This window comes from Acetivibrio straminisolvens JCM 21531, assembly GCF_000521465.1.
GTDB classification, from domain to species: Bacteria; Bacillota; Clostridia; order Acetivibrionales; family Acetivibrionaceae; genus Hungateiclostridium; species Hungateiclostridium straminisolvens.
Genome location: NZ_BAVR01000017.1, coordinates 31,690 through 45,922 on the forward strand (window position 1 = coordinate 31,690; position 14,233 = coordinate 45,922).

14 protein-coding genes are annotated in these 14,233 nt (G+C 36.8%); 10 read left to right on the forward strand and 4 right to left on the reverse strand.

All coding sequences use genetic code 11. The annotated features are described in order from the left end of the window. Positions 1 to 276 precede the first annotated feature (276 nt). From JCM21531_RS06405 to JCM21531_RS06415, 3 genes are all read left to right on the forward strand, one after another. Entirely contained in the window at positions 277 to 2,001 is a 1,725-nt protein-coding gene (locus JCM21531_RS06405) for an ABC transporter ATP-binding protein (protein ID WP_038288424.1), read from the forward strand. A gap of 3 nt (positions 2,002 to 2,004) precedes the next feature. Beyond that, positions 2,005 to 3,765, forward strand: coding sequence for an ABC transporter ATP-binding protein (locus JCM21531_RS06410; protein ID WP_038288426.1), 1,761 nt, complete (start codon positions 2,005 to 2,007; stop codon positions 3,763 to 3,765). A 138-nt stretch (positions 3,766 to 3,903) separates the two neighbouring features. Further along, positions 3,904 to 4,224: a putative heavy metal-binding protein gene (locus tag JCM21531_RS06415; protein ID WP_038288427.1), complete on the forward strand. Its 321-nt coding sequence runs from the start codon at positions 3,904 to 3,906 to the stop codon at positions 4,222 to 4,224. A gap of 83 nt (positions 4,225 to 4,307) precedes the next feature. Here the strand turns inward: JCM21531_RS06415 and JCM21531_RS06420 are convergent, their stop codons facing one another. Genes JCM21531_RS06420 through JCM21531_RS20990 form a run of 4 tightly spaced genes read right to left on the reverse strand, consistent with a single transcriptional unit; the run spans position 4,308 to position 6,154 of the window. Next, the gene (locus tag JCM21531_RS06420; RefSeq protein ID WP_243467327.1) at positions 4,308 to 4,862 is read right to left on the reverse strand and encodes a TPM domain-containing protein; all 555 of its coding nucleotides are present in this window, start codon (positions 4,860 to 4,862) and stop codon (positions 4,308 to 4,310) included. Next, on the reverse strand, positions 4,859 to 5,134 hold the full coding sequence (locus tag JCM21531_RS20980) for a TPM domain-containing protein (protein ID WP_243467319.1): 276 nt from the start codon (positions 5,132 to 5,134) through the stop codon (positions 4,859 to 4,861). The genes JCM21531_RS06420 and JCM21531_RS20980 overlap by 4 nt, the downstream gene beginning before the upstream one ends. Beyond that, positions 5,127 to 5,663 (reverse strand): hypothetical protein, encoded by a 537-nt coding sequence (locus JCM21531_RS20985; protein WP_243467320.1) that lies wholly within the window; start codon positions 5,661 to 5,663, stop codon positions 5,127 to 5,129. The genes JCM21531_RS20980 and JCM21531_RS20985 overlap by 8 nt, the downstream gene beginning before the upstream one ends. Then, positions 5,612 to 6,154 (reverse strand): TFIIB-type zinc ribbon-containing protein, encoded by a 543-nt coding sequence (locus JCM21531_RS20990; protein WP_243467321.1) that lies wholly within the window; start codon positions 6,152 to 6,154, stop codon positions 5,612 to 5,614. Before JCM21531_RS20990 ends, JCM21531_RS20985 begins: the two co-directional genes overlap by 52 nt. Before the next feature lie 614 nt (positions 6,155 to 6,768). On the opposite strand from JCM21531_RS20990, the gene JCM21531_RS20995 reads away from it, so the two are divergent. From JCM21531_RS20995 to JCM21531_RS21015, 7 genes are all read left to right on the forward strand, one after another. Then, positions 6,769 to 7,644: a cache domain-containing protein gene (locus JCM21531_RS20995; protein WP_243467322.1), complete on the forward strand. Its 876-nt coding sequence runs from the start codon at positions 6,769 to 6,771 to the stop codon at positions 7,642 to 7,644. Next, positions 7,641 to 7,808: a hypothetical protein gene (locus JCM21531_RS21000; RefSeq protein ID WP_243467323.1), complete on the forward strand. Its 168-nt coding sequence runs from the start codon at positions 7,641 to 7,643 to the stop codon at positions 7,806 to 7,808. Before JCM21531_RS20995 ends, JCM21531_RS21000 begins: the two co-directional genes overlap by 4 nt. 122 nt (positions 7,809 to 7,930) lie before the next feature. Beyond that, positions 7,931 to 9,037 carry a methyl-accepting chemotaxis protein gene (locus JCM21531_RS21005; RefSeq protein ID WP_243467328.1) on the forward strand — a complete coding sequence of 369 codons (1,107 nt, stop codon included), beginning with the start codon at positions 7,931 to 7,933 and terminating at the stop codon, positions 9,035 to 9,037. 235 nt (positions 9,038 to 9,272) lie between these two features. Then, positions 9,273 to 11,474, forward strand: a complete 2,202-nt coding sequence (locus tag JCM21531_RS06435) for a copper amine oxidase N-terminal domain-containing protein (RefSeq protein ID WP_038288429.1) — start codon at positions 9,273 to 9,275, stop codon at positions 11,472 to 11,474. A gap of 190 nt (positions 11,475 to 11,664) precedes the next feature. Beyond that, positions 11,665 to 12,435, forward strand: coding sequence for an RNA polymerase sigma-I factor (gene sigI, locus JCM21531_RS06440; protein WP_407652296.1), 771 nt, complete (start codon positions 11,665 to 11,667; stop codon positions 12,433 to 12,435). Beyond that, positions 12,435 to 13,244 carry an anti-sigma-I factor RsgI family protein gene (locus tag JCM21531_RS21010; protein ID WP_243467324.1) on the forward strand — a complete coding sequence of 270 codons (810 nt, stop codon included), beginning with the start codon at positions 12,435 to 12,437 and terminating at the stop codon, positions 13,242 to 13,244. Before sigI ends, JCM21531_RS21010 begins: the two co-directional genes overlap by 1 nt. After that, positions 13,181 to 14,167 carry a cellulose binding domain-containing protein gene (locus tag JCM21531_RS21015; protein ID WP_243467325.1) on the forward strand — a complete coding sequence of 329 codons (987 nt, stop codon included), beginning with the start codon at positions 13,181 to 13,183 and terminating at the stop codon, positions 14,165 to 14,167. Before JCM21531_RS21010 ends, JCM21531_RS21015 begins: the two co-directional genes overlap by 64 nt. Positions 14,168 to 14,233: the final 66 nt, after the last annotated feature.

A 14,233-nucleotide genomic window follows, 5' to 3' on the forward strand; every position in this document is an offset into this window, starting at 1 on the left:
TATAGTGAGGAAGAGAATTTTTTATTTATTTTGACAGGATAGGAGAGATTTTAATCTTTCGTAAGAATTCATAGAAAATATAATTAAAAACTGCCGGGAGAAATAGATAAGGTAAATCGTGTTATAAGTTTTGAATTTTTATAAAATTATATAGTTAGAATCAATTATACATAAACTCTTAAAATTAAGCTCCATAGTTGAATTATTTTTACACGTACAGTACACTATAAATCATGGTAATATATATGTGTAAAAAAAGCAGCTTGGAGGACGGTTGTGAAAAAGTTGTTGGTTTATTTAAAGGGGCATATAAAAGAAAGTATCCTTGGCCCTTTGCTCAAACTTTTGGAGGCATCGTTTGAATTGCTTGTGCCTATTGTTATCAAATCTATAGTTGACATTGGCATTGGGCGGGCTGACAAAGTATATATTATTAAAATGTGCTTGATTTTGATGCTTTTAGGTGTTGTAGGAATGGTGTGTTCGGTAACAGCCCAGTACTTTGCCGCCAAAGCATCAGTCGGCTTTGTGACAAAGCTTCGCCGTGCACTATTTAAACATATCAGTTATTTATCTTATACTGAGATTGATACCCTTGGGACATCCAGTATGATTACCCGTATGACGAGCGATATGAATCAGGTGCAGACCGGAATAAATCTGACACTGCGACTTTTGCTGCGTTCGCCTTTTATTGTGTTTGGTGCAATGATTATGGCGTTTACCGTAGATGCTAAGGCCGCTTTTACTTTTGTTGTAGCGATTCCGGCGCTTTTTATAGTTGTTTTTACCATTATGCTGCTGTCCATTCCCCTTTACAAGAAAGTACAGCATAGGCTTGACAGAGTGTTGAATTCAACAAGGGAAAACCTGATGGGCGTTCGAGTCATCAGGGCGTTTCGTCTTGAAGAAAAAGAAATTGAAGAATTTGACAAACGCAACGAAGAATTAACTGCAACACAGAAATTTGTAGGCAGGATTTCTGCACTAATGAATCCTTTGACTTATGTCATCATCAATATTGCCATTATCTGGCTTATCCATATTGGAGCAATTCGAGTATCAGCGGGAGTTCTTACGCAAGGTGCGGTTCTGGCACTATATAATTATATGTCCCAGATTCTTGTTGAACTTATAAAGTTTGCAAATTTGATCATTAGCATTACAAAGGCTGTTGCCAGTGCAAATCGTATCAGTGCAGTCCTTGATGTAAAATCCAGTTTAATTGAAAAAGAATCCATATCTCAAAACAGTGGGTCCGAATATGCTGTTGAATTTCGTCATGTGGGATTAAAGTACAAAAATGCCGGCGGTGAAGCTTTAACGGATATCAATTTTTCCGTTCGCCGGGGAGAGGTGGTTGGAATTATTGGAGGTACAGGTTCCGGTAAAACTTCACTGGTGAATTTGATTCCGAGATTTTATGATGCTACCTCGGGAGAGGTTATTGTGGACGGCACTAATGTTAAGGATTATCCGTTAAAAGAGCTTCGGGACAAAATCGGTATCGTACCCCAAAAGGCTGTGCTTTTTAAAGGCAGTATCCGGGAAAATATGCGCTGGGGAAATAATAATGCAACCGATGAAGAGATTATGGAAGCCATTAATATGGCTCAGGCTGGAGAAATTGTGGCTCAAAAGAAGGATGGTCTCGATTTTGCTATCGAACAGGGGGGAAAAAACCTTTCGGGAGGTCAGCGTCAACGTTTTACCATAGCTCGTGCTTTAGTCAAGAAACCTGAAATTTTAATCCTTGATGACAGTGCATCGGCCCTTGATTTTGCAACCGATGCAGCTCTTCGGAAGGCTCTTCGCGAGATGCCGGACAATCCGACCCTTTTCATTGTTTCACAGCGTACCTCATCCATTCAATTTGCGGATAAAATAGTTGTTCTCGACGACGGAGAAATTGCCGGCATAGGCAAGCATGACGAGTTGCTTGAAACTTGTGAGGTATATCGTGAAATTTATGACTCCCAATTCAAGAAGGAGGAAAAATAATATATGAAAAGTCAGAAGATTCAAATAGATACCATCCGAAAGGTTTTTCAATATATTAAAAACTATCGCATCCTACTATCGGTTTCCGTTGTCCTTGCTGCGTCTACAGTTGCTTTAACTCTCTATGTGCCTATTCTCATCGGTAATGCCATTGATTATATCATAGGACCGGACAATGTTAATTTTGAAGCGGTGGCTAAAATTCTTGTCAAAATAGCTTTTGCCGTTGGGATTACTTCAATACTCGAATGGCTTATGCACACAATAAACAACAATATTACTTACCAAGTTGTGCGGGATATTCGCAAAAAAGCTTTTCGAAAAATTGAGATTTTGCCCCTTTCATATATAGATTCTCATCCCCACGGTGAAATTGTAAGCCGTGTGATTGCTGATACGGATCAGTTTGCTGAAGGACTTTTGATGGGATTTACCCAGCTTTTCACAGGTGTTGTTACAATTATCGGTACATTGATTTTTATGCTGACCATAAATGTAAAAATTACTTTTATTGTAGTTGTTCTTACACCGCTTTCACTTTTTGTTGCAAATTTTATTGCAAAAAGTACCTATTCCATGTTTAAGCTGCAGTCCGAAACCCGCGGCGAACAAACCTCGCTTATAGAAGAGATGATTGACAATGTAAAAATAGTTCAGGCTTTTTCCTATCAGGAAGAAGTACTTAGAAAGTTTGATGAGATTAATAGAAGGCTTGAAAAATGCTCACTTCGAGCAGTTTTCTTTTCATCCCTGACCAATCCGTTGACCCGTTTTATCAACAGCCTTGTCTATGCAGCGGTTGCCCTTGCAGGAGCAATAGCGGTTATTGGCGGTGATGTGGGCAGTTCAATGACAGTTGGCGGTCTTTCCATATTCTTAAGTTATGCAAACCAATACACAAAACCTTTCAATGAAATTTCCGGTGTGATTACCGAGATGCAAAATGCTATTGCCTGTGCCGGACGTATTTTTGAGTTGATTGAAGAAAAACCTCAAATTCCGGATGCGGAAGATGCAATTATACTTGAGAAAGCGAGTGGCAATGTCCTTTTTGATAATGTGGCTTTTTCTTATGTTTCTGAACGTCCTTTGATTCGGAATTTAAACTTAAAAGTAGAACCCGGTCAGAGTGTGGCGATTGTAGGCCCCACCGGTTCCGGCAAAACTACAGTGATTAATCTTTTGATGCGTTTTTATGATGTTGATTCCGGAGGCATAAAAGTGGAGGGAATAGACATTCGGGACATTACCCGAAACAGCTTAAGAGAAAACTATGGCATGGTATTGCAGGATACATGGCTGAAATCCGGTACTATTCGTGAAAATATCACTATGGGCAAGCCCGAGGCAACGGAAGAAGAGATTATTGCTGCCGCAAAGGCTGCTCATGCTCACAGCTTTATCAAACGGCTGGAATACGGTTATGACACCGTAATCAGTGAAGAAGGAGGAAGCCTTTCGCAGGGACAAAAGCAATTGCTCAGTATTGCCCGCGTAATGCTTTGCTTGCCGCCGATGCTTATCCTGGATGAGGCGACGTCTTCCATTGATACCCGTACCGAAGTTAAAATCCAGGAGGCTTTTGCAAGACTTATGCAAGGCCGTACAAGTTTTATTGTTGCACACCGCTTGTCTACAATACGAGAAGCAGATATTATTCTCGTTATGAAAGACGGTGATATTATAGAGCAGGGTACTCATGATGAGTTGCTTTCGCAAAAAGGCTTTTATGCCAATTTATATAATAGTCAATTTGAACAATGAAATGAAATTTATGTTGCCTTGCTAATGATTATAAGAAAAAATAGAAGTAATATTGGTTTGATGATGGCAATATATAATATATCTATTATATAATGTAATTGTATTGCAGTTCAAAATTTTAAATTGGAGGGATTTTAGATGATTATAACCACAACGAATGGGATAGAAGGCAGAAGGGTTGTTGAGTATAAAGGAATAGTTTGTGGAGAAGTTATTTCCGGTGTGGATTTTATAAAAGATTTCGCCGCCGGTCTTACAAACTTTTTTGGTGGTCGTTCAAAGTCTTATGAAGGTGAATTGATTGATGCCAGAGAAGGAGCAATTCGGGAGATGAAAGAGAGAGCAGCCCAGATGGGTGCCAATGCGGTAATAGGAGTGGATATTGACTATGAGGTGCTCGGACAGGGAGGAAATATGCTTATGGTAACGGCTTCGGGTACTGCAGTGGTAATTGAGTAATCGTGATTTGAGTATAATTTAAAAGCCCTGTGAAACTACTTGATGTGAAATCCGGCAGTTTCACAGGCTTGGTAAATCTAACGTTAGAATTTTCTGCCGCTGCTGCTGCCGCCATGTGTTCTGCCGCTGCTTCCAATGTGGGTACTGCTTTTTCCGCTTCCCCCCGAACTTGAACTGTCATTGATTCTGGTTCGTGTTGTCGATTCTCTAATATAATCGTCTCTTGTTTCGGAAAGTACAAATGAACCGGTTTCTTCGTAAGTGCCGGAATTTATTGTAACCTTACCTTTACTGGACAAGGACAAAATCAATGTAGCCCCCAATGATATAACAAGGGCAGTTATATATATTGGTAAGGATTTCATCCTACGGGATACTTTGTTAGCATATGTTATTTCGGTCTCAACCCTGTATTGTCCCGATGGAACGCCGGCATTGGCATAGTTTTTGACATCCCTGATAAATGTTTTGCATGCATTATAGTAATCGGCGTTGGAAAGAGAACTGATTACATTGTCTTCCATTCTGGTAATTCTGCTGTCTGTAAAAATATCAATAGCTCTGCCGGATGTAGATATCAACATTTCTCTATCTTGCATGTTGACAAGCATCAGCAGACCGGAGTAGTCGCTGCCTATGCCATATCCGTTATAATCAAAGAAATCATCGGCAAAATCGCGGGAAGACTTGCTTGAGTGTCGTCGGTAATGACAATAACAACATCAAGCCGATAGTTTTTTTTAATGCTGTCAATCTCAGTCTGAAGAGTTAAAACTTCACTATCGGTAAGATAATTTAAATAGTCTATAACATTGTTGGAGCTTTCGGCAAAAGCTATGATTTGTGCAATATATGAAATAAAAGTAAGAAAGAACAGAGCCAATACTAAAATTCTTGTCTTTTTATGCAAATAAGGCACCTCCAAACACACCTATAATCCATACAATTAAGAAAACTGCAACAGCAAAGAGTATTTGCTTTGGAAGACAGAGGGGAGTGTCCCCAACTACCTTGCCGGTTTGTCCGTTTACCATGAATATATGGCTTTTGTCTTTGTATTTATTTACAAGAAGATAAACCGGCAACATTGAATAGTTCCCTTTTACTTCGGATATGTTTACATTCTTGCTTGTTATGCTGCAGGAAGAGTAACCATTAACAGTGCCTCTAAGCCTTTCCGATAGGTAATCTCTTACTCTGTCTTTGAGGATAGCCGCAGCATCATTTGCCTCAACATCATATTTTTCGGCCATAAAACCGGACATGTATTTCATGGAAAAGTTTTTTAAATCGTTGTAATCAAAGGGTTCTATCATATGCATGTATTTATCGTCCAGCTTTTTGGATGCATCCACAGGAATTCTTTTGTAACGGGCATGGCCTCTTCTTACGATACGGTAATATTTTGTTTGAGTGTATCTGTAATCACCCTGCTCCAAGAGTTGACCCTGGTGGCTTCTCCGCTGATGAATCCGTCCGCTTTGCAGTCAAACAACCAGAAAGGAGCATAAATTCCGGTTACTTTGTCAACTTCTTCTTTAAGTTTAAATTCTTTGGGAGCAAATATGCGTTTTTTTATCCACTTTTGATAGATTTCCTTTGCCTGCTCTTTTGTCAATCTAAAAGGAATTACACTTTTAGGTTTGAATCGACCGGAAAATCTTGATTTTATAACTGCAGGACTTTTGCAATAAATGCAGAAGGTGGCAGAAGTAGTATTATCGGCAATTAACTCAGCTCCGCAGCTGTTGCAAATATATGAGTCCAATTCGGGCATTTCCTCATTGAGGATTTCTTCGTTATCAGATATATCAAACTGATCTTTTTCGTACTCATTGAAACAATAATGACATTTCCATTTTTGAGAAGGGGGGTCAAAATCCAAACCTGCACCGCAACTGGGGCATTTGTATTCTTTTACTGAGGTCATACATATCCTCCTTTTTCAGTGTAGTGATTACTCGAACAGCATACTTAAAATTTGTTTTCTGTTTTTGCCAATAAGTCAATATAATGAAGCTAAATACAACAAGTTGCTATACTCAGTTAAATTATACAGTCAAAAAAAATAGGTGTCAAACAGTTGTGACAGCTGGAAGCAAGCATATACAAATATAATTGCTTCTTGATAAACGAGATGGAACAGATGCCTATATGTAATTTTTGTCAACCATAGCGATAAATATCTTAATAAATGCTATGCACTGTAATATATTGTTATTAACAAAAGAGAATATCTATGTTATAATTTAGATAGAAGGTAAATAGTTATAATATTGCATTTCCGCTTACAGTATAATTTTTCTACATTAATGTGTGCTTGAAAAATACGGCAATATTTCCGCATTGCGAATAATTAATTGTATTCTTTTATAATGTGTGCCTGCCTGCAGCTTTGTAAGCTGTCTTTAACTGATGTTTTTTGCATAATGGCAGACAAGAAGTCATTTGAATTTCTCAAAATTTAATTGTAATACGTACTGAATAATTAGACGATGATTTTGTTGAAGGGTATTTACTACACCAAAAGGGTAGATGCAAATTATGAAAATCAGGTTTGATGTAAAAGGTTTTTTTAACAGAATTAAAACCTTAAGTTTAAAAAAATTGAAGAAATTCAAAGAAATGGTGATATTAAAATCACATTTCATAAAGAATTCAGACGAGAAAGAGACCAATGAAAGAAAAGGCATTTTTATGCCCTTTTTCAGGTTGAAAGATGTAAGTATAGGAATTAAACTCAATGTAATTGTTACTTTAGTTCTTACAGTATCCTTATCGATAGTGATTTTTTATTCATTTGGAATTGTGAGAAATATCCTCATTGAGCAGGCAAAAGATGGGACATTGCAGGTTTCAAAGCAAACTAGTTCGAATATGCGGATGCTCCTTGAAACGGTAGAACAGGAGGCTATGGTTTTAAGCAGGGACGAGCAAATAGCGGATATTATTTCAAATTTGAACGAGGTAGAGGATGAGGTATTGCAAAGTAGATATTCCGGTCAGTTGAAAGCGTTATTGACAGATTATACGGAGCAAAAAAGCAATCATTTTTACAGTATTTTAGCGATTTCCAATAATTACATAACTTCCATTTCCGGACAACAGATATTGAGTCACAATACGAATATCCAAGAAATTGAAAGCGTTAAAACTTTTTTGGAAAGTGGAGAAAATTCAAAGTGGTATGATCCATATATACAGGATGTTGAAATTCATCAGGATACAACCGGTTTATCCGGTAAAGTAGTTACTTTGGCAAAGAGTATTTTTTCCAAGACAAAGCTTAAAAGTCAGGGGCAGTTATTCTTCTATATCAACTATGAAAATTTAGGAAGAGTATTTAGTGATGTAGATTTGTCATATGATGGGATTATGTATATTGTTGGAAACGACTACAATATTGTAATGAATCCATGAAAAGAGAACATATGGCTTTATCTATCGATGAAATGAGCAAGGAAGAAAAGGAACAGAGTTCTTATATTAACGAAGAGATATTAAAAAGGGTCAAATCTGAACCGAACGGGGCATTTACAACAAAGTTGCATGGGAAAGAAATGCTGGTAACTTTTCATCGATAGATGAAATTAACGGTACGAAGTTAGGATGGACTTTTGTAACTGTAACAGATATAAATAAGATTACGGCAAGAGTCAACAGAGTTTCGGCACAGGTAATAATTATCGGGTTGATTTGTTTGGCAGTGGGAATACTTTTATCTCAATATATTAATAAGGATATTACAAAGAATATAAAGAAATTGGTAAGAACGATGGAAAAAGTGGGCGACGGTAATTTATCGATAGAGTTTAAGGTAGAAGAGAGAAGAGATGAAATAGGTAAGCTCGGTAAAAGCTTTGCGAAGATGCTGAGTAATCTGAATGAATTGATTATGAGTGTTAAACATGCTTCGGATGTTACGGTTGATGCATCTTCAAATGTATCATCAAAGATTCAGGAGACATATGCTTCTATTGAGCAAACAAATGCTGTTTTGGAAGTTATAAAAGAAAAGAGTTTTCAACAGGGTGAGATTGTAAAAGAAGGTGAGAAGCAGATTGCTTTAACAAAAAATGAAGTAAATCAGGCAAAAGACACCATGAAAGATGTAGATCTTATAATCTCAAAATCTAAGGAAATCAGCGAAGATAATAGGATGTCGGTAAGTTTGCTGCATGAAATGTCTCAAAATATTAGAACTGCAATGAATGAAATAGGTGCAGAATCTAAAGAGCTTATTGAAACCTCGAGAGAAATAACAAAATTTACAAGGCAGATAAAGGAGATTTCGGAACAAACAAAGTTGATTGCATTAAATTCAGCTATTGAATCAGCCAGATTGGGAGCCCAGGGAAAGACATTCCATTTGTTGTCGGAAGAAACCAGAACCTTGGCTTCGAAGACAAAAGACCTGTCAGGCAACATAGACCAGATAATTCAAAATCTGATTGAAAAAATTAATAATACCAACAAGGTCGTACTAAAGTTGGATAAGGTTGCTGAGAATACCGAGAATTCCATAAAGGATGTAACGGAAAGCTTTGACAAGAATATTGAGTTTTTGAATGACATAACGTCAAATGTATCTCGTATAAAGCAGGTATTTACACATATAGACGACTTTGTCAGGGAAATAGTATCTACAATAGAATATATAAGTGCAAGTTCCGAGTCGAATATTCAAGATATATCTGATGTTAGTACAGCAATGAACGAGCAGATAAAATGCCAAGAGTCGTTGCTGGAACAAACTGCCAACTTGCTTAATTTGTCGCAGGAGCTTAAGAAAAAAGCAGAAGAAATATCATAATTTATGTTGCTGCAATTAAAAAAATTATATTACACGAAAAGGTTTAGAACAGGGTTAATTGCCTAAAAGGGGCAGTTAGCCCTGTTTGTGCTGTATTATCTATGTTGACTTGGTTATAATTGTATGCTAATATTTAACTTATGAGCTGATATATGTGTAATGATTTGCATAAAATTCATATTGGTCTGATACAGGTTTGCAATTCATTAATTTCTATGGATTTGGAGGGGGAAGCATGTTAAAAAATCGTTTGGCAAAAGTATTGGGCAGAGGGCTGATTTTTCTTGTTTTTCTGACGGTAATTTCAACGGGGGCTATCTGCGGATATGCGGCTGAAACTGAGCAAAACGATTCTAGAAAGGTTGTTACTTCTGACTTTATTGATTTGAAGTTTACTATTGACAAAAAGAATTATACTTCAAAAACAGTTTCAAAGAAACTTGAGGTTGCACCTTTCATATCTAACGGGAGAACTTTGGTTCCTTTCAGGGCAATTTTTGAGGAACTGGGTTATACCGTTGATTGGGATGGAGCAACTAAAACTGTTACTGCGACATACAGCGGAAATGTGATAAAACTTACAATAGGTTCTAACAAGGCTCTTGTTAACGGATATGAGATTCCTCTTGATGTTGCACCTACAATAGTGAATTCCAGTACTGTTGTTCCGCTTCGGTTTGTAGCTGAGAATTCCGGTTCTTTTGTAAACTGGAATCCCGAGGATAAATCCATTTCAATAAGCAGAGTGGGGAAATTTAATACCGGTACTATTCTCTTTTATGACCAAAAAGGAAAAGTACCAATGGTATATATTTATGACGGCCAGGCGATTAGTTCCATTTCTTTAAAAGGGAATGAAATCAAAAATGCCATTACCTATAATGGAGGGCTCCTTATAACTTTGTTCGATAAGGATAACGATACAAATAATCTTGTTACATACAGAAACGGCGATTTTGAAGTTCTTATAAACAACTTTGAGATAAAGGGACAGGTAGAGTTCAACGGAAACCTTCTTTTACACGGCTATGACAGAAGACAAAAGAGGGACAGTCTGTACAGATTTGACGGCAAGAATATTTATCTTATTGCAGATAATTTTGCAATGGGTCAGTATGTAATTTATAAAGATAAACTGATAATCAACAAATATGATGATTTGAGAAGATATTCTCTCTTGGTTTTTGACAAATCTTCATGGAATCCGAAGTTATTGCACGATAAGTTTATTATTAGGGAAACAATGATTGAGGACAATATTCTTTTTATTGGCGGAGACAGCTCAGAGGGAAATGCTAAACCATTTATATGTTATGATGGCAACAAGTGTGAAGAAATACATAAAGATCTTGATATTGACCTTAGCAGAACAGTACAGTTTAAAGATAAGGACGGTTCAAATAACATAGTTACGGTAGCTAAAAGAGATGGAAAAAATTATTTTTTGGTATTAAGAAACACATCAAAAAATACAGCAAAATATACTATTTATGACCTCTTTGTTCCCACTTCGATATACGAAGATGTAGGTATGAAGAAGGGTAATTCGGTAAAAGTAGATGGTATTGTAGACTACAATGGTAAGCTGTTTATAGCCTTAAATCAGACGAAAAGTATAATAACTGCAAAGTCGTTTAGGACTACTGGTATTCCTTCAGGTATAAAGCCGGAGACTCTGTTTACATATCCCAATACACGATGCTTGGAATTGTCAGATGTTAAAACGATATATGCTGGTGTAACATTAAAAAGCTTTTTGATTGAGGATGACAATTTATTGATGCATTTAGAAGACAAAGATAACAAGGACTACTTGCTTTATATATATGATAAAGACAAAATATCTTTGGCCCGTGATATAGTCAAAATAAACAACATTAAAACGCTTGGACAAAGGACATTTATAGCTGCTGAGGACATTGACAGAATAACCGGCAACAAAAGGCAGGCACTGTTGATATATGATCAAGATGTTTCCGCTCCTAATTTGAGAATTAGAAACTTGGTATTAGGAATGGAAACAAAGGTTTGGGATGAATTGGGAGGAAGTCTTGCTATAAATGGCTATGAGGCAGATATTAAGAGGAACAAGGTTTATCTTTATTCAAACGAATTTGAAGAACTGTTAGGAAACTTTCAGGTGAACTACTGGGAAAAAATTGGTGACTTTATATTTGCATCAGGTACCGATACCGACAGCAAAGTGGATTCATTCCATTACATAAATTCCAGAAACAGCGAGCAGTTGAGAGATTATTTTGATGCTGATAAGGTCATAAAAGCAAAAGGTGATTACTATATTGTGTATGGAGTAGAAAAGGAACCAAAGACACCGTTTACAAATAAAAAGATTTTGTATATTTATAATTTCAAAACTAAAGAATTCGTAGATTTGGTAGTGGACTTCCAGTTGACAGATATATTGTATATTAATTAATTTGAAATCCAATTTGACTTAATGAAATCAGCAAAAGGGAGTATCCTTCAAAAGGATATTCCCTTTTTGCGATAACAAATCAATTTAATTAGTTTTGCGATATTTTAAAGGGATTTTGAATAATTTTATCGAATTTAATATAAACGTCCAACTAAAAGTTTGTTGCCACATCGCATTAATCTATTTAGAGGTGGTTTATTTGTTTGAGCCCGACTTAATGTATGGAATAAAGAAAAGAGGAAGAAAGTCTCGCATTGATTCTATCAATCATATTGTCATACAGATTAAAAATGGAGACGTCGAATTAAAGGAAAAATTTATAAAGAAATATAAACCGTATTTATTAAAGATTATATCCAGTACTATCGGAAGATATGTTGATCCGGAGGTTAGCGAGGAATATAGTGTAGGGCTTATGGCTTTTAATGAAGCTATAGATGGATTTAATCCCGATATAAATGGGAATTTCACGAATTATTGCAATATGGTGGTTAACCATAGAATTATTGATTACATAAGAAAAAATAAGAAATACAGCAATGTCATACCTTTTTCGTACTTTGAAGAAAGAAACGATTTCGAAGAAAAATATCTAGTCTCCGATAGCCATTACCTTTATGAGAATATAGAAGTAAAAGAAGAGATACTGCAATTAGAACAGCAGTTAAAACAGTTTGGAATTACCCTTGAGGATCTGGTGGTGAATTCACCGAAACATAAGGACTCAAGGGAACTTTGTATCAATATAGCCAGGGTTTTGGCAGAAAATGATAAGTTATTTGAAAAAATGCTTCGTAAAAAATGCATCCCGTTATCTGAATTAATGGGCTTTGTTAGTGTTCACCGAAAAACTGTAGAAAGGAACAGAAAGTTCATTATAGCGGTGAGCCTAGTTTTAAGAAGCGGCCTTGATGAGATAAAGCAATTCTTCAAAGAACATGAAGAAAGGGGGGGACAATAATGAATCTTGGGGTGGTAATAAAAATAAAAAAGAAGAAGACTATAATTGTTACGGAAACTGGAGAGTTTAAAGCAATAAATACCAGGGATGGTATGTTTTTGGGACAGAAGATTATATTTAGTCAACAAGATGTAATTGAAGACAATAAAAAAAGTTCAGGTCTTATGTATTCTGCTGTTGTTGCAGGTGTAGTTGCTGTTTTTGTATTTATGTTTACATATTTTAGCTTGCTTAACTTTGAAGCTACTTTTGCTTATATTGATGTGGATGTAAATCCCAGTGTTGAATTTGCAGTAAACAGAGACGGCATTATTATAGGTGCTGAGCCCCTTAATGAGGACGGAAAAAAGATTTTGGAAGAGTTAACATATAAGGATACTTTGCTGGAGGATGCAATTTTAGACTTGATTGATAAGTCAAGAAAGTATGGCTTTATCACAGAGGATGATAAAAAGAATATAGTATTGATTTCGGCGGTGCTATACAGTGAAGAGCCAAAGGAGAAAAACGATTTCGAAGACAAGCTTGTTTATAATTTAATGTCAGATTTCAAGAGCTTGGATGTTAATATTGAAATGAGGTTTGTATTTGCATCAAAAGAGCAAAGGAAGAAAGCTCTTGAAAATAAAGTATCCGTGGGTAAGTACATGATTTATGAAAGGGCAAAACAGGAAGGAAAAGACGTGACCCTTGAGGCTATTGTGTCGGAACCGTTGGAAGATTTGCTTTTAGATCAAACTTTGGTTTGGTTATTGAGACGGATAAGTTGTTACCGGTTGAGACTGCAACAGCATCAATTGAGCCGGTGAGCACACCGAGTGTATCTGCGGTAGCTACGGCAACGAAGGCGGTTGCAGCTACAATGACTCCGACAGAGACATCGGCTAAACCTGCGGCAACTCCAACAAAAGCATCGGTTACAGTTGCACCGACAGATATGCCGGCGCAATCTACGGTAACACCGGAGAAGACACCGGTTAAGCCTACAGCTACTTCAACGAAGGCGCCAATAAAGTACACAGCTACACCAACCAAGGTGCCTGTTAAAGCTACGGCCACACCTACACCCACGAAGACACCCGTTAAAGCTACGGCCACACCTACACCCGCGAAGACACCTGTTAAAGTTACGGCTACGCCTACACCCGCGAAGACACCTGTTAAAGTTACGGCTACGCCTACACCCGCGAAGACACCTGTTAAAGCTACGGCTACACCTACACCTACGAAGATACCGGTTAAACCTATCGATACTCCAATGAATACACCGGGCCAAGAACAGAGTGTCAAGGTAAGGTTTTACAACAACAATACATTGTCCGAAACCGGTGTAATTTACGTTAGATTAAATATTATAAATACCGGGAATACGTCCCTTAACCTTTCAGACCTGAAATTAAGATATTACTATACTATTGACAGCGATAGTGAGCAGAGGTTTAACTGTGATTGGTCTTCTATAGGTGCTCATAATGTAACCGGAAGGTTTGTTAAAATGAATTCACCTCAAACCGGAGCAGATACCTATGTTGAAATAGGTTTTGTCAAAGGTGCGGGAGAGCTTCAGCCCGGCGAAAGCGTTGAACTTAATGCACGTTTTTCAAAAACCGACAATACACAGTATAATAAAGCGGATGATTATTCATTTAATTCCCATTATTATGAATATATGGACTGGGATAAGATTACAGCATATATTTCCGGAATTTTAAAATGGGGGAGAGAGCCATAATTAGCTCCCCTTAAACTTAATTTTGTTACGAATTTACTATAAAAATAATTATTAAAATTTTTTTAA

Coding starts and splice junctions, on each gene's coding strand:
- JCM21531_RS06410 (WP_038288426.1), top strand. CDS start 2,005: ATGAAAAGTCAGAAGATTCAAATAGATACCATCCGAAAGGTTTTTCAA.
- JCM21531_RS06415 (WP_038288427.1), top strand. CDS start 3,904: ATGATTATAACCACAACGAATGGGATAGAAGGCAGAAGGGTTGTTGAG.
- JCM21531_RS20990 (WP_243467321.1), bottom strand. CDS start 6,154: ATGACCTCAGTAAAAGAATACAAATGCCCCAGTTGCGGTGCAGGTTTG.
- JCM21531_RS20995 (WP_243467322.1), top strand. CDS start 6,769: ATGAAAATCAGGTTTGATGTAAAAGGTTTTTTTAACAGAATTAAAACC.
- JCM21531_RS21000 (WP_243467323.1), top strand. CDS start 7,641: ATGAAAAGAGAACATATGGCTTTATCTATCGATGAAATGAGCAAGGAA.
- JCM21531_RS06435 (WP_038288429.1), top strand. CDS start 9,273: ATGTTAAAAAATCGTTTGGCAAAAGTATTGGGCAGAGGGCTGATTTTT.
- JCM21531_RS21010 (WP_243467324.1), top strand. CDS start 12,435: ATGAATCTTGGGGTGGTAATAAAAATAAAAAAGAAGAAGACTATAATT.